The following is a 14,298-nucleotide window of genomic DNA, read 5'->3' on the forward strand; positions in this document are numbered from 1 at the left end:
GGTCGTCACGGCCGGTGTCCTGGCCCCGGGGCAGGTCAGGGGTCATGCCGGCCATTCGTCGCACGCCGTCCGCAGCCGGCGCACCCCCTCCTCGATCTCGGCCGGGCCCGCGACGCCCGCGAAGCTCAACCGGATGTGTCCGGCGGGGGGTTCGGCGCAGAAGTAGGGGCGGCCGGGGGCGACCGCGACATCCGCCCGGAGGGCGGCGGCGACAAGGGCACTCTCGTCCATGGCGTCCGGCAGGCGCAGCCACAGGTGGTGGCCGCCGGACGGGATGTGCGGCAGGGACAGTTCGGGCAGGTGCATCCGCAGTGCCGCGGTCATGGTGTCGCGGCGGCCCTTCAGCTCGGCGGCCACACGGCGCAGATGGCGGTTCCAGGCCGGGGCACCGACCAGTTCCAGGGCCGCTTCCTGGAGCGGGCGGGGGACGAAGAAGGTGTCGACGACATGGATGGCCCGCAGCCGCTCCAGCACCGGACCGCGGCCGGCGAGCATGCCCACGCGCAGGCTGGGCGAGGTCGCCTTGGTGAGCGAACTGACGTGGACGACCACTGCGTCGGGGTCGTCGGCGGCCAGGGGTCTGGGCAGCGGGCCGGCGTCCTCGTGGACCAGGCGGCGCGCGAAGTCGTCCTCGATCACGAAGGCTCCGGCTTCGCGGGCGATGCGCAGCACCTCGGGGCGGCGCTCCGGGGCGAGGACTGCACCGGTCGGGTTCTGGAACAGCGGCTGGCACACGAACACACGCGCTCCGGTGGCGCGGAACGCCGCGGCAAGGAGGTCCGGGCGCACACCGTCGGGGTCCACGGGGACGGGCACCGGTCGCAGCCCCGCGGCCCGGGCGATGGCGAGCATGCCGGGGTAGGTGGGTGATTCGACGAGGACGGGGGCGCCGGGCGGGGCGAGGGCGCGCAGCGCGGTGGTCAGGGCCGACTGGCCGCCGGCGGTGACCAGCACATCGGCCGCGCCGACGGTGCCGCCGACTCCGCGGGCGAACCACTCGCGCAGTTCGGGCAGCCCGTCGGTCGGCGGCCGGCCCCAGGCCCCGGGGCGGCGTCCCGCGCGGGCCAGCGCGCCGGCCATGGCCCGTTCCGGCTGGAGCGAGGGATGCAGGTAGCCGCCGTTGAACTCGACGACTCCCGCGGGTGGCGCGGCGAGCGTGACGAGCACGCCGGACGCGTCGACCGCGCGCGGCACGACTTCGGTCGCCGCGTCCGCGCTGAGGGTGACCTCCTGCCAGGAGGTGTCCCCCGGTGGTGGGGTGTCGGTGCGGGGCCGGGCCCGGAAGGCGCCTGCGCCGGGTCGCGTGACGACCAGACCTTCGGCGGCGAGCTGGGCGAGAGCACGGGAGACGGTGACCGGGGAGACCCGGTAGCGCTCGACCAGCGCCCGGCTGGACGGCAGCTTCCCTCCTGGCGAGTAGCGGTCCAGTTCGCTCTTCAGCGAGTTCGCCAGTTCCGCCACACTGCTACGCTCTTGCATGACAGCACAGGATAGCGCTACTCCCACCACCTCGATAGCGGTGAGCAGTGGCACCCTTCTCGCCGCGCTCGGCGTCGTCGCCTTCTCGCTGACCTTTCCGGCCACGGTCTGGGGCATGGAGAGCTTCGGCCCCTGGTCCCTGGTCGCCGTACGCAGCGTGCTTGCCGCCCTGGTCGCGGGCGGTTTCCTGCTGGCGCTGCGGGTGCCGGTCCCCCACCGCGGGCACTGGGCCCCGCTCACCGTCGTCGCAGGCGGCGTGGTGGTGGGCTTCCCGCTGCTGACGACGCTCGCCCTGCAGACCTCCACCTCCGCACACGCCGCCGTGGTGGTGGGACTGTTGCCGCTGACCACCGCGGCCTTCGCCGCCCTGCGCACCCGCCGCCGTCCCTCCCGCACCTTCTGGGCCGCGGCGCTCGCCGGTGCTGGCGTGGTGCTCGCCTTCACCGTCCAGCAGAGCGGTGGTGCGCTGCACACCGGTGACCTGTATCTCTTCGGCGCGCTGCTGGTATGCGCCGCCGGCTACACCGAGGGCGGCCGGCTGGCCGCGGTGATGCCGGGCTGGCAGGTGATCGGCTGGGCGCTGATGCTGTGCCTGCCGCTCGCCGTCGCCGGATCGGCCGTCGCGCTCGCCTACGAGCCGGTGCGCCTCGGGACGCACGGCGTGATCGGCGTGCTGTGGGTCGCGGCCGGCTCGACGTTCTTCGGTCTGTACGTCTGGTACCGGGGGATGGCGCAGATCGGGATCGCGAAGGCCAGTCAGCTTCAGCTGGCCCAGCCGCTGCTCACTCTCGTGTGGTCCGTGTCCCTGCTCGGCGAGCGGCTCTCCCCGGCTGCGCCGCTCGCCGCGGTCGCGGTGCTGGTGTGCATCGCCGTCACCCAGCGCACCGGCGGTTGAAGGGGCAAACGACCACGGGCGGAGCCGGAGGTGCAACTCGTGCCCCCGGCCGTAGACTCGAAGTCAGGCACGACCAACCTCTCCGAGGAGGTCACTCCCAGATGCAAGCGAACGTGGGCGACAAGCTGCTGATGCACGGCAGGATCGTGGGACAGCACGACAAGGTCGCCGAAGTCGTCGAGGTGCTGGGCCCTGAGGGCAACCCCCCGTTCCGCGTCCGCTTCGAGGACGGGCACGAGGCGCTGATGTCCCCCGGTCCCGACACCGTCGTACGCCACGAGCAGACCTGATCAGCTCGGGGGTCTCACCCGGGTCGGATAGTGGTCGGCGACCACCTTTGCCATCGCCCCGGTCGGGTCCGTCATGACCTCTTTCGCCGAGAAGAAGCAGTGGCCGCGGACCGTCGCGTACCGCCGGGCGAAGGTGAGGTGCCTGGACAGCTCCGCCGGATCCTGCCAGGGCGCGGGCTGACCGGGCATGCCCGCCTTGTACAGCGCTTCGCCGATGTACAGCTCGACGCCGGTCCCCCGGGCGACGTCCGCCCACCAGGGAACCAGGGCCGCATAGTCGGCGGCCTGGAAGCCGATGTTCCAGTAGACCTGCGGAACGACATAGTCGATCCAGCCCTGCCGGACCCATGTGCGGGTGTCGGCGTGCAGGTCGTCGTAGGTCTGGACACCGGCGGCCGTCGCCGAGCCGCGCGGGTCGGTCGCGGAATTGCGCCACACGCCGAACGGGCTGATCCCGAAGCGGACGCCGGGCTTGGCCTTGGTGATACGGGCGGCCATCTCGCTCACCAGCCGGTCGATGTTGCTACGCCGCCAGGAGGCCTTGTCCGGGTGTCCGGCGCCGTAGCGGGCATAGGTGGCGTCGTCCCGGAAGACCTGTCCCGCGACGGGATACGGGTAGAAGTAGTCGTCGAAGTGCACCGCGTCGACGGCGTACCGGCTGACGGCGTCCATCATCGCGTCCTGGACGAAGCGGCGGACCTCGGGGATGCCGGGGTTGTAATACAGCTTGCCGCCGTACGGCAGGATCCAGCCGGGGTGCCGCCGGGCGGGGTGGTTCGGGACCAGCAGTGAGGGGTCGGTGTGGTTCGCCACCCGGTAGGGGTTGAACCAGGCGTGCAGCTGGAGACCGCGGCGGTGGGCCTCGGTCACCGCCGTACCGAGCGGGTCCCAGCCGGGATTCCTGCCCTGGACGCCGCTCAGATACTGGCTCCAGGGCTCGTACGGGGACGGCCACAGCGCGTCCGCCGTAGGCCTCACCTGGAAGATCACCACATTCAGCCGGCGGGCGACCGCACTGTCGAGGTGGGCGAGCAGCTCGGCGCGCTGCGCCGCTGCGCTGAGGCCGGGCGCCGACGGCCAGTCCCGGTTGCCGACCGAAGCCAGCCACATCCCGCGGAATTCGCGCCGTTCGGCCCTGGTGCGCGGCGGTGCGACGGCCGGCCGGTCTGACGCCGCGGCCGCATCCCCCGTCGCCGCCAGCGCGGACAGCGCCCCGGCGGCGGCTGCCACGAAACCCCTTCGCCCGATACGTGCCATATGACTGACCCCTGCCCACTCGATGTGCGCCGTCGTGACTCTCCGTATTCAAGCAGCATGCCCGGACCTGGCGGCCGGACACGCATACTCCCGGAGTAACGTCATGGGGTCGGGGCGGGCACCGGAACCATACGGGGACCCCGCCGCACGAGTATCAGCGAAAGGCACGAGGTGACGGACTCAATGGCCGATATTGCACGCGTCGGAGTGGTGGGCTGCGGCCAGATGGGCGCGGGCATCGCGGAGGTGTGTGCCAGAAGCGGCCTCGAGGTGAAGGTCGCCGAGACCACGGGCGAGGCCCTGGAGATCGGGCGTACCCGCCTGCACAACTCCCTGTCCAAGGCCGCCGAGCGCGGCAAGATCACCGAGGCGGAGCGCGACGCGACCCTGGAGCGCCTCACCTTCACCACCGACCTCGGGGAGTTCGCCGACCGCGATCTCGTCATCGAGGCCGTCGTGGAGAACGAGCAGGTCAAGACGGAGATCTTCCAGATTCTCGACCAGGTGGTGACCCGCCAGGACGCGATCCTGGCCTCCAACACCTCCTCGATCCCGCTGGTGAAGCTCGCCGTCGCGACCTCGCGCCCCGACCAGGTCATCGGCATCCACTTCTTCAATCCGGCACCGGTCCAGAAGCTGGTGGAGCTGATCCCGGCGCTGACCACGTCCGAGGAGACCGTCAAGCGGTCCGAGGCCGTCGTGCAGCGCGTGCTCGACAAGCACCCGATCCGCGCCCAGGACCGCTCGGGCTTCGTGGTCAACGCGCTGCTCATCCCGTATCTGCTCTCCGCGATCCGGATGTTCGAGTCGGGCATCGCCAGCCGTGAGGACATCGACAACGGCATGGAGATGGGCTGCGCCCACCCGATGGGTCCGCTGAAGCTCTCCGACCTGATCGGCCTGGACACGGTCGCCTCGGTCGCCGACTCGATGTACGCCGAGTTCAAGGAGCCGCTGTACGCCGCTCCCCCGCTGCTCCAGCGGATGGTGGACGCGGGCCGGCTCGGCCGCAAGACGGGATCCGGTTTCTACCCGTACTCCTGAGCGCCTGACGCCCGCTCCTGATTCACACGGGGTGCGAGGGGCGTGCCCGCATATGCCGTGCGCACACGCTCCCGCTCCCCGAGCAGGGAGGGTTGACTCGGACCCGCTCAGTCAAGGGTCCGCCGTACACCCCCCGAACAGGAGCGACATCCGTGACAACCGACGCTGATCACTTACTGGCCGTCGAGGAGTTCGCAGAACTGCGCCGCAGCCTCGATGTCGGCCTCGCCCGGATCGACGGCCGGCTGGAGCTTCTCGCCCAGCGCAACGGCCAGATCGACCGGGACCTGACCGATCTGGCCGCGCGCGTGGGGGCACTTGAGCATGCCCGGTGGCCGCTGCCCGCCGTTGCCGCACTGACCGCGCTCGGAGCACTGGCCGTCGCGGTGTGGCAGGCGCTCGGGCCGTAGGCGCCTCGCCTCCCCTGCCGCGCCCGCCCCGTCCGATCAGCCCTGCCGCGCCGACCCCGTCGGATCAGCCCAGCCGCAGATGGTGCAGCATCAGCAGCCCGGCCGCCATGTTGGCGGCCGGGACCTCGCCGCGCGCGATCATGTCGGGCACCAGTTTCAGGGAGATCCACTCCCGTCGGGAGGACTCGAAGTCGTCCTCGGGGTGGCCCATGTACGTGGCCTCGTCGGCGACGTAGAGATGGTGGCGCGCGTCCGTGAGCCCGTTGGACGGCTCCACGGTGAGCAGATGCCGGAGGGGGCCCGGCCGCCAGCCGGTCTCCTCCTCCATCTCACGGGCGGCGGCGGCCGCGATGTCCTCGCCGTCCTCGACGACACCGGCGGGAAGCTCCCAGCCCCAGCTGTCCGTGATGAACCGGTGCCGCCACAGCAGCAGCACCTCGTTGGCCTCGTTGACCGCGGTCGCGACGGCAACCGGACGCAGCCGGATCAGGAAGTGGTCCAGATGCCGGCCGTCGGGCAGCGCGACATCCGCGAGGTTGACCCTGAACCAGCGGTTCTCATACACAGTGTGTTCGCTTAAGTTTGTCCACTGCACGTGTGTGCCACCTTCCGACAAGTAGGTGGCAACATCGCAGCAGGACTACGGTCACAGGGGAACGCGCAGTGCCCCGTCGATGAGCTCGGCCGCTTCCTCGGCGTCGGCGCAGCCGCTCGCCGCGAGGGCCCGCCGCACGGCACGCAGCCGGTCGCGCAGCCGCTGCGACTCCATCCCCCGCGCCCGCTCCACCATCTCGGCCGCCGTCCGTGCCGCCCGGTCCATCTCGCCCGCGCGCATCTCGATCTGGCTCAGCATCGCGAGCCGGTGCACCCGGCCGCGGTCGTGGGCCGGGGTGCCGACGGCTGCCGTGGCATGTTCCCGAGCCTCCGTCAGATCACCGAGGCTGAGCAGCGCTTCGGCCACCTGGACATTCACCAGTCCCGGTTGCACGTACCCCGTCTCGTCCGGTTCATGGCCCGGGCGGATCCGCTCCGCCTCGGACTCGGCGCAGTGGATGCATCGCAGCGCGCTGCTGCTGTCACCCAGGTGTGCGTACGCCTTCGCCTGCATCGCGTACAGGTCCGCGGACAGCGCCGGCGTGATCTGGTGACCGGCAGCCCGCAGCGCCGCCTCGGCGAACGCCACCGCCTGCCGGTACTCGCCCATGTACAGCGACTGGTTGACCAGCAGCGCGATCACATAGGCGCCAAGTCCCCGGTCGCCGCTGGCCTTTGCCAGGCGCAGTGCCTGATGGAAGTAGCGCTGGGCGAGACCGTGCGCGTCGGAGTCGTACGCACAGATGCCCGCCACCGCCACCAGCCCGCCCGTGGCACGGTGCAGTTGACGGCCGAGTGCGTCGCTGTAGGCGCCGCGCAGCAGGGGTGCGGTCTCCGCGTTGAGGAAGCCGACGACACGCGCACGGACGGCGACACCGCCGGCCTTGCGGTACATCAGCTCGTAGTGCGCCCGCGCGGCACGCAGCATCTTGATGTCGGCCATGCTGACCCGGGTCGTGCCGCTGCGCGAGACATCCGCGTCCTCGGGCGGGTTCTCCCACTCCCACACGGGCATCACGGCGGGGGTGCCGGTGACGGCCGGCGCCCCGACGATATGCGGCCGTTGCTGCTCGTCGGAGCGCCACAGGGCTGTTGCGCGGTCCACGAATCCGGAGAGCGAGGAGGCGCCCTGTGGCGACGGCCGGCCGGGCGTGGCAAGTCCGATGTCGCCGAGCGTGATCACCCTGTGCAGCCGGCCGGCGAACACCTCGCAGATCAGGTCGGGCACCTGGCCGCGCGGGCGCTGGCCCTTCAACCACCGTGCCACGGCCGTGTGTTCGTACCGCAGCGACAGGCCTCTGGCCCTGCCCGCATGGTTGACGCGGGCGGCAAGTCCGGCGTGCGAGATGCCCGCTTCGTCGAGCAGGGCGTCGAGCAGGGTGTTGGGCTGCATGGGCACCCTCCGGTGACTCGGTCCGCTCAGCGTAGTAGAGGACGATTCGCACGGGGTGTGAAACAAGTGCGCTTTTCTGTGCCTTGCGTACGCTGCCGCTGCGCGGTGCGCGCCGGTTGACTGAAGGGCCTCTCACAGAGGCGGCCGGGCCGCCGGCTCCCCCTCGTACAGTGCGGCGGCCCCGATCGCGTCGTCTGCCCTGCTGATCTGCCCGACACTCCGCGGCAGGGCGGGCGGCGCCGGCCGTCGGCAGTCCCACTCCTGCCGAACACTGCACACGGCTGCGGAGAGCTATCGATTGGAGGGTTCCGGTCGGGTACGGCGCAGGGCGGTGTCACCGGTCTGCGCCGATGCCCGTGTGCGGTCGTCGCGCAGCACCAGCAGCACCACATCGTCGGCGATCCGCCCCCGGCGGGGGCGGCTTCCGGCCCGCACACGCGTGAGGGGCGCATCCACGCGTGGCGGATGCGCCCCTCATCGGCGAACGGCCGCTCAGGCCCCGCGCAGCACCGCGCCGGTGCGCTCGGCGGCGAGCGCGACGGCGGCGTCACGGGCGGCCGACGCCTCGTCGACCGTCAGCGTGCGGTCCGCGGCACGGAAGCGCAGCGCGTACGCCAGGGACTTCTTGCCCTCGCCCAGCTGCTCGCCGGTGAAGACGTCGAACAGCCGGATGGACTCCAGCAGTTCGCCCGCGCCCTCGTGCAGTGCGGCTTCCACATCGCCGGCGGGCACGTCCTCTGCGACGACCAGCGCGACGTCCTGGGTCGCCACCGGGAAGGTGGAGATCCGCGGAGCCTCGACGATGCCCCCGGCCTGCTCCAGCAGATCGAGCTCGATCTCCATGGCGCAGGTGCGCTCCGGCAGGTGCAGCTGCTTGACGACCCGCGGGTGCAGCTCACCGGCATGGCCGATGAGCGTCTCCTCGCCGTCGACGGTCGCGAACAGCGCGGCGCAGCGCCCGGGGTGCCACGGCGCGTGCTGGTCGGCCCGCACGGTCAGCTCGACACCCGCTTCGCGGGCGAGCAGCCTGCCCGCCTCGATCGCGTCCGCCCATTCGGCGGGCCTTCCCTTGCCCCACCAGCCGGCCTGCTCGCGGGCGCCCGCGAGGACGACCGCGGCGCGGCGCGGCTGGCGCGGCAGCGCCGAGTCCAGCTCGGCGATCTGCGCGTCGGTCGGGCGGCGGTCGACCGGCAGCACCACGGCCGGCTTCTCGTCGCCGGTCGGCCGGAAGACCAGTCCGGTCTCGAACAGCGCGAGGTCGTGGCTGCCACGGCCGTTGTTGCGCCGCAGTGTGGCGAGCAGGCCGGGCAGCAGCGTGGTGCGCAGCGCCGGTTCCTCGTCGGACAGCGGGTTGGAGAGCCGGACGACCCGGCGACGGGCGTCGTCCCCGTCCAGGCCGAGCTGGTCGAAGACCTTCTCGGCGATGAACGGATAGTTCGGCGCCTCGACGTAGCCGGCGCCCGCGAGCGCCCGGCCGACCCGCCGGTGCAGCCGCTGGCGTGCGGTCAGACCGCGGCCGGACGGCGGTGTGGGCAGCGTGGACGGAAGGTTCTCGTACCCCTCGAGCCGGATGACCTCTTCGGCGAGGTCGTTCGGCTGGGCGAGGTCGGGGCGCCACGACGGCACGGTGACGACCAGCTCGTCCTGCCCGTAGACGTCGCAGCCGACCTCCTGGAGGCGGCGTACGACGCTCTCGCGGCCGTAGGCGACACCCGCTACGCGGTCGGGGTGGTCCGCCGGCATGGTGATCGTACGCGGCGCGTACGGCGCGACGACCTCGGTGACGCCGCCGTCGGCGGTGCCGCCGGCGAGCAGCACCAGCAGATCGACGGTGCGCTGCGCGGCGGCGGCCGCGGCCAGCGGGTCGACGCCGCGCTCGAAGCGCTTGGACGCCTCGGAGGACAGCTTGTGCCGGCGCGCGGTCCGGGCGATGGCGACCGGGTCGAAGTGCGCGGCCTCGATGACGACCTCGGTGGTGGCCCCGGCGGTGTCGTCGTGGTCCGCGATCTCGGTGTTGGCACCGCCCATGACGCCCGCGAGGCCGATCGGGCCGCGGTTGTCGGTGATGACCAGGTCCTCGGCGTCCAGGACGCGCTTGGCCCCGTCCAGGGTGGTGAGCTTCTCGCCGGGCTCGGCGCGGCGCACCCCGATCGGCCCGTCGAGACGGGAGCGGTCGTAGGCGTGCAGCGGCTGCCCGAGCTCCAGCATCACGTAGTTGGTGATGTCGACGGCGAGCGAGATCGGGCGCATCCCGGCCTTCTGCAGCCTGCGCTGCAGCCAGATCGGGGAACGGGCCTCGGGCTCCAGGCCGACGACGGTGCGCGCGGTGAACCGGTCGCAGCCGACCGGGTCGGAGACGTTGACCACGTGTCCGTACGAGTTCGGGCCGGGCACGTCGAGCAGCGCCGGGTCGCGCAGCGGCAGACCGTAGGCGATGGCGGCCTCGCGGGCGACGCCGCGGATCGACAGCGCGTAGCCCCGGTCGGGGGTGACCGCGATGTCGAGGACCTCGTCGACGAGCTCGAGGAGCTCGATCGCGTCGGTGCCCACCTCGTACTCGGGCGGCAGGACGATGATGCCGCCGCTGCCGTCGTCGCCCATGCCGAGCTCGTCGCCGGAGCAGATCATGCCGTGTGAGGTCTTGCCGTACGTCTGGCGCGCGGCGATCGCGAAGTCTCCGGGCAGTACGGCGCCCGGGAGGACCACGACGACCTTGTCGCCGACGGAGAAGTTGCGCGCGCCGCAGACGATCTCCTGCGGCTCACCGCTGCCGTTGGCCTGGCCGACGTCGACGGTGCAGAAGCGGATGGGCTTCTTGAAGCCCTCCAGCTCCTCGATGGTCAGCACCTGGCCGACGACGAGCGGGCCCTTCAGGCCTGCGCCGAGCCGCTCGACAGTCTCGACCTCGAGGCCGGCGGAGATGAGCTTGGCCTGGACGTCGCGGCCGGTCTCCGTCTCCGGCAGGTCGACGTACTCCCGCAGCCAGGAAAGCGGGACCCGCATCAGATCTCCATCCCGAACGGCCGGGTGAACCGGACGTCACCCTCGACCATGTCTCGCATGTCTTCGACGTTGTGGCGGAACATCAGCATTCGCTCGATGCCGAACCCGAAAGCGAATCCGCTGTACTTGCTGGGGTCGACGCCGCAGGCCGTGAGCACCTTCGGGTTGACCATGCCGCAGCCGCCGAGCTCGATCCAGCCCTCGCTGGAGCAGGTGCGGCAGGGGCGGTCCGGGTTGCCGACGGACTCGCCGCGGCAGACGTAGCAGACCATGTCCATCTCGGCGGACGGCTCGGTGAACGGGAAGAAGTTCGGGCGCAGCCGGGTCTTCATGCCCTCGCCGAACAACGCCTGGACCATGTGGTCCAGGGTGCCCTTGAGGTCCGCCATGGTCAGGCCCTCGTCGACGGCGAGCAGCTCGACCTGGTGGAAGACCGGGGTGTGCGTGGCGTCCAGCTCGTCGGTGCGGTAGACGCGGCCCGGGCAGATGACATAGACGGGCAGCTCACGGTCGAGCAGGGAGCGGATCTGCACGGGCGAGGTGTGCGTGCGCAGCACGACGCCGGAGCCCTGGCTTCCTCCTGCCGAGTCCTCGGTCTGGGTGGTGTCGCCACTGCCCTGCACGAAGAAGGTGTCGTGCTCGCCGCGGGCCGGGTGGTCGGTGGCGATGTTGAGCGCGTCGAAGTTCAGCCATTCGGTCTCGACCTCGGGGCCTTCGGCGACCTCGTAGCCCATGGCCACGAAGACGTCCTCGATGCGCTCGGAGAGCGTGGTCAGCGGGTGGCGGGCACCGGCCGGGATGCGGTCGTAGGGCAGCGTGACATCGACCGCCTCCTCGACGAGCACCCGGGCATCGCGCTCGGCCTCGAGCTCGGCCTGCCGGGCGGCGAGCGCCTTGCTGACCTGGCCGCGGGCCTGGCCCACGCGCTTGCCGGCCTCGGCCTTGGCCTGCGGGGGCAGTGCGCCGATCTCACGGTTGGCGAGCGAGAGGGGTGAGGTGCCGCCGGTGTGCGCGACCTTGGCGTGGGCGAGCGCCTCGAGGGAGTCTGCGGCGGCGAAGGCGGCGAGCGCCTCGTCCCGCATGCGCTCGATCTGTTCCGGTTTCAGTGCCTCGACCTCAACGGGGTCGTACGACTTATTGGGTGCGGACATCTCTTCCCGTGCTTCCGATGGGCTGGCTGGGGACCCCGCACGTCGACCAAGGACGACCGAGGACGCAAAGGTGCCAAAGGTCGAGTCTAACGGGGTATGGGGAGGCGAATGAGCCCGCGGGCGGCTCGGGCGATCTCTACTGGAGATATGCCGGAGTGCCGACGGGCAGGATAAATCGGAACTCGGCGCCGCCGCCGGCCCCTCGGCCGACGGTGATCGTCCCGCCGTGCGCCTCGACGATGCCCTTGACGATGTAGAGGCCGAGACCGGTGCCACCGCGCTTGCTCCCCCGCCAGAAGCGGGTGAAGACACGGCCCATCGACTCCTCGGGGATGCCGGGGCCTTCATCGCTCACGGTGACCGCCGTGCCTTTCTCGTCGTTCTTCGCCGCGGCCGGCGCCACCTCGATGGTGACGGTTCCCTCGCCGTGGCGCACCGCATTTTCCAGCAGGTTGCCGAGTACCTGGTCGATCTTGTCGGGGTCGGCCCACAGGTCGGGCAGCTGCTCCCGGATGCGTACGAAGAACCGGTCGGGAGCCTGGCCGCCGGCTATGTGGGCCTGGACGTGCCTGCTGACGGCCGCGGGCATGTCGACGGGCTGGCGGCGCACCTCGAGCCGTCCGGAGTCGATCCGCGAGATGTCGAGGAGCTCGGCGATCAGCCGCGTGACACGGTTGGCGTCGGCGTCGACGGTCTCCAGCATCAGGCGCTTCTGGTCGTCCGTGAAACGCTCCCATTTGGCGAGCAGCGTCGCGGTGAAGCCCTTGACGGAGGTCAGCGGCGAGCGCAGTTCGTGGGCGACGGTGGCGATCAGTTCGGCGTGGCTGCGTTCGGTACGGCGCCGGGCCTCGGTGCCGCGCAGAGTGACCACGAGCCGGCGCAGCGGGCCGGTGGGGACGTCGCGTACATAGCGTGCGGAGACGAGGACCTCACGGCCGCCGGGGAGGAGCAGATTGCGCTCCGGCTGGCCGACGCGGGTGGCGAGTCCGCCGTACGGATCGGTCAGGGTCCACCAGCGGCGGCCCTTGAGATCCTCCAGCGGCAGCACACGCTCGAGCGGCAGTCCGATGGCGTCGGCCCGGGCGACGGCGGTGATGCGTACGGCGGCGGCGTTGAAGCAGACGACGTGGCCGGTCTCGTCGGCGACGACGAGTCCGTCGGGAAGGTCGTCGGGGTCGATCCCGGGCAGCTCGGGACTGCCGGATCGGCGCAGGAGAGCCGCCTGCGCCTGGGTCGGCCTGCTGGTCCCGACGGTCATATCCCCGTACCCCACCTCTCCGCTGCCGAGTGGGCCCCCGAGCCCGCCACCCTACTAGCTCCTTGTGACGGAGCGGACCCCCTGAGCGAGTGGTCCGCTCAACGGGTGGCGCCGCCGGCTCGCTGGGCTCGTGCTGAGGCGTAGAGACATACGGCGGCGGCGGTCGCCAGGTTCAGGCTCTCGGCCTTTCCGTGGATCGGTACGCGCACGACGGCGTCGGCCAGCGCACGGGTCTCCTCGGGCAGGCCCCAGGCCTCGTTGCCGAAGATCCACGCGGTGGGGCCGCCCATGGTGCCGGCGTCGAGCTCGGCATCGAGGTCGCGGTCACCCGCGCCGTCGGCGGCGAGGACACGGACCCCGGCGTCCCGCAGGCCCCGCACGGCCTGTTCCACGGGTACACCGACGGCCACCGGCAGATGGAAGTGCGAACCGACCGATGCCCGCACGGACTTGGGGTTGTACAGATCGACGGAGGCGTCGGTGAGCACGACGGCGTCGGCGCCCGCGGCGTCGGCGCAGCGCAGCACGGTACCGGCGTTCCCGGGGTCGCGTACGTGGGCGAGTACGGCGACGAGCCGGGGGCGGGCGGCCAGGATGTCCTCGAACGGCGAGTCGAGGAACCGGCAGACGCCGACCAGACCCTGCGGGGTGACGGTCTGGGAGACCTCGGCAAGCACGCTGTCTGCGGCGTGATGCACCCGGGCGCCGGTGGCGCGGGCGGCCTCGACGATGTCCGCGTAGCGCTCGGCGGCCTCGACGGTGGTGAACAGCTCGACGAGCGTGGCCTCACCGCCGGGCCCGCGGTGGGCGACGGCCTCGCGCACGGCCTGCGGCCCCTCGGCGATGAACAGCTGGTCCTTCCCGCGGAAGTTGCGCTTGGCGAGCCGCCGAGCGGCGGCGACACGCGGGGAACGCGGGGAGATCAGCTCGGGGGTCGGCATGTGCCTGCGGCTCTCTGACTCGGTCCGGGCCGGGGCCCGGATACGGGGGTGCCCCCGCCCTGGCGGCCGACGGGGGTTCGGGGGGCCACCCCCGAGAACAACACCAAACGTGACCGGACCCGCAGGCCGCGCGGCCTGCGGGTCCGGTCACATCCGGATCAACGGACCCGTCAGGCGGCAGCCTTGGGGGCGTTGACGTCGCTCGGAAGCGCCTTCTGGGCAACCTCGACGAGCGCGGCGAACGCGTTGGCGTCGTTGACGGCCAGCTCGGCCAGGATCTTGCGGTCCACCTCGACGTTGGCGGCCTTCAGACCCTGGATGAGGCGGTTGTACGTCATGCCGTTCTGGCGGGCAGCGGCGTTGATGCGCTGGATCCACAGCTGACGGAAGTCGCCCTTGCGCTTCTTGCGGTCGTTGTAGTTGTAGACCAGGGAGTGGGTGACCTGCTCCTTGGCCTTGCGGTACAGGCGCGAACGCTGACCGCGGTAACCGCTGGCCTGCTCGAGGATCGCCCGGCGCTTCTTGTGGGCGTTGACTGCCCGCTTGACGCGTGCCACTTGTTTAACTCCTTGTAGCGGGGCCG

14 protein-coding genes are annotated in these 14,298 nt (G+C 71.6%); 4 read left to right on the forward strand and 10 right to left on the reverse strand.

Features of this window, described 5'->3' with window-relative positions; translation table 11 throughout:
• Positions 1–42 precede the first annotated feature (42 nt).
• A complete protein-coding gene (locus ABZ208_RS20810; RefSeq protein ID WP_356910941.1) occupies positions 43–1,479 on the reverse strand; it encodes a PLP-dependent aminotransferase family protein in 1,437 nt (478 codons plus the stop codon).
• Here ABZ208_RS20810 and ABZ208_RS20815 point away from each other — a divergent pair.
• Together ABZ208_RS20815 and ABZ208_RS20820 are read left to right on the forward strand one after the other, a co-directional pair.
• A complete protein-coding gene (locus tag ABZ208_RS20815; protein WP_356910942.1) occupies positions 1,478–2,374 on the forward strand; it encodes a DMT family transporter in 897 nt (298 codons plus the stop codon). The genes ABZ208_RS20810 and ABZ208_RS20815 overlap by 2 nt on opposite strands.
• A gap of 101 nt (positions 2,375–2,475) precedes the next feature.
• Entirely contained in the window at positions 2,476–2,664 is a 189-nt protein-coding gene (locus tag ABZ208_RS20820; protein ID WP_356910943.1) for a DUF1918 domain-containing protein, read from the forward strand.
• Here the strand turns inward: ABZ208_RS20820 and ABZ208_RS20825 are convergent, their stop codons facing one another.
• Positions 2,665–3,921, reverse strand: a complete 1,257-nt coding sequence (locus tag ABZ208_RS20825) for a family 10 glycosylhydrolase (protein WP_356910944.1) — start codon at positions 3,919–3,921, stop codon at positions 2,665–2,667.
• 183 nt (positions 3,922–4,104) lie between these two features.
• On the opposite strand from ABZ208_RS20825, the gene ABZ208_RS20830 reads away from it, so the two are divergent.
• Positions 4,105–4,965 (forward strand): 3-hydroxybutyryl-CoA dehydrogenase, encoded by an 861-nt coding sequence (locus ABZ208_RS20830; protein ID WP_328402645.1) that lies wholly within the window; start codon positions 4,105–4,107, stop codon positions 4,963–4,965.
• A gap of 152 nt (positions 4,966–5,117) precedes the next feature.
• Positions 5,118–5,375 carry a hypothetical protein gene (locus ABZ208_RS20835; protein WP_356910945.1) on the forward strand — a complete coding sequence of 86 codons (258 nt, stop codon included), beginning with the start codon at positions 5,118–5,120 and terminating at the stop codon, positions 5,373–5,375.
• A gap of 64 nt (positions 5,376–5,439) precedes the next feature.
• Here the strand turns inward: ABZ208_RS20835 and ABZ208_RS20840 are convergent, their stop codons facing one another.
• The 8 genes from ABZ208_RS20840 to rplT form a co-directional block, all read right to left on the reverse strand.
• On the reverse strand, positions 5,440–5,970 hold the full coding sequence (locus tag ABZ208_RS20840; RefSeq protein WP_356910946.1) for an NUDIX hydrolase: 531 nt from the start codon (positions 5,968–5,970) through the stop codon (positions 5,440–5,442).
• A gap of 51 nt (positions 5,971–6,021) precedes the next feature.
• On the reverse strand, positions 6,022–7,362 hold the full coding sequence (locus tag ABZ208_RS20845; RefSeq protein ID WP_356910947.1) for a transcriptional regulator: 1,341 nt from the start codon (positions 7,360–7,362) through the stop codon (positions 6,022–6,024).
• A gap of 291 nt (positions 7,363–7,653) precedes the next feature.
• A complete protein-coding gene (locus ABZ208_RS20850; protein ID WP_356910948.1) occupies positions 7,654–7,818 on the reverse strand; it encodes a hypothetical protein in 165 nt (54 codons plus the stop codon).
• A 36-nt stretch (positions 7,819–7,854) separates the two neighbouring features.
• Positions 7,855–10,365 (reverse strand): phenylalanine--tRNA ligase subunit beta, encoded by a 2,511-nt coding sequence (pheT, locus tag ABZ208_RS20855; RefSeq protein WP_356910949.1) that lies wholly within the window; start codon positions 10,363–10,365, stop codon positions 7,855–7,857.
• Positions 10,365–11,516 carry a phenylalanine--tRNA ligase subunit alpha gene (pheS, locus tag ABZ208_RS20860; protein WP_356910950.1) on the reverse strand — a complete coding sequence of 384 codons (1,152 nt, stop codon included), beginning with the start codon at positions 11,514–11,516 and terminating at the stop codon, positions 10,365–10,367. Before pheS ends, pheT begins: the two co-directional genes overlap by 1 nt.
• 136 nt (positions 11,517–11,652) lie before the next feature.
• Positions 11,653–12,774: an ATP-binding protein gene (locus ABZ208_RS20865; protein ID WP_356910951.1), complete on the reverse strand. Its 1,122-nt coding sequence runs from the start codon at positions 12,772–12,774 to the stop codon at positions 11,653–11,655.
• Positions 12,775–12,872: 98 nt separating this feature from the next.
• Entirely contained in the window at positions 12,873–13,715 is an 843-nt protein-coding gene (locus ABZ208_RS20870; RefSeq protein ID WP_356910952.1) for an RNA methyltransferase, read from the reverse strand.
• A gap of 170 nt (positions 13,716–13,885) precedes the next feature.
• The gene (rplT, locus tag ABZ208_RS20875; protein ID WP_328402627.1) at positions 13,886–14,272 is read right to left on the reverse strand and encodes a 50S ribosomal protein L20; all 387 of its coding nucleotides are present in this window, start codon (positions 14,270–14,272) and stop codon (positions 13,886–13,888) included.
• Positions 14,273–14,298 lie beyond the last annotated feature (26 nt).

Source organism: Streptomyces sp. NPDC006208 (genome assembly GCF_040613775.1).
In the GTDB taxonomy this organism is placed as follows: Bacteria; Actinomycetota; Actinomycetes; order Streptomycetales; family Streptomycetaceae; genus Streptomyces.

Bases quoted from the DNA above. Each gene is read 5' to 3' on its own strand.
- ABZ208_RS20810 (WP_356910941.1), bottom strand. From the start codon at position 1,479: ATGCAAGAGCGTAGCAGTGTGGCGGAACTGGCGAACTCGCTGAAGAGC.
- pheT (WP_356910949.1), bottom strand. From the start codon at position 10,365: ATGCGGGTCCCGCTTTCCTGGCTGCGGGAGTACGTCGACCTGCCGGAG.
- ABZ208_RS20815 (WP_356910942.1), top strand. From the start codon at position 1,478: ATGACAGCACAGGATAGCGCTACTCCCACCACCTCGATAGCGGTGAGC.
- ABZ208_RS20820 (WP_356910943.1), top strand. From the start codon at position 2,476: ATGCAAGCGAACGTGGGCGACAAGCTGCTGATGCACGGCAGGATCGTG.
- ABZ208_RS20830 (WP_328402645.1), top strand. From the start codon at position 4,105: ATGGCCGATATTGCACGCGTCGGAGTGGTGGGCTGCGGCCAGATGGGC.
- ABZ208_RS20865 (WP_356910951.1), bottom strand. From the start codon at position 12,774: ATGACCGTCGGGACCAGCAGGCCGACCCAGGCGCAGGCGGCTCTCCTG.
- pheS (WP_356910950.1), bottom strand. From the start codon at position 11,516: ATGTCCGCACCCAATAAGTCGTACGACCCCGTTGAGGTCGAGGCACTG.
- ABZ208_RS20825 (WP_356910944.1), bottom strand. From the start codon at position 3,921: ATGGCACGTATCGGGCGAAGGGGTTTCGTGGCAGCCGCCGCCGGGGCG.
- ABZ208_RS20870 (WP_356910952.1), bottom strand. From the start codon at position 13,715: ATGCCGACCCCCGAGCTGATCTCCCCGCGTTCCCCGCGTGTCGCCGCC.
- ABZ208_RS20845 (WP_356910947.1), bottom strand. From the start codon at position 7,362: ATGCAGCCCAACACCCTGCTCGACGCCCTGCTCGACGAAGCGGGCATC.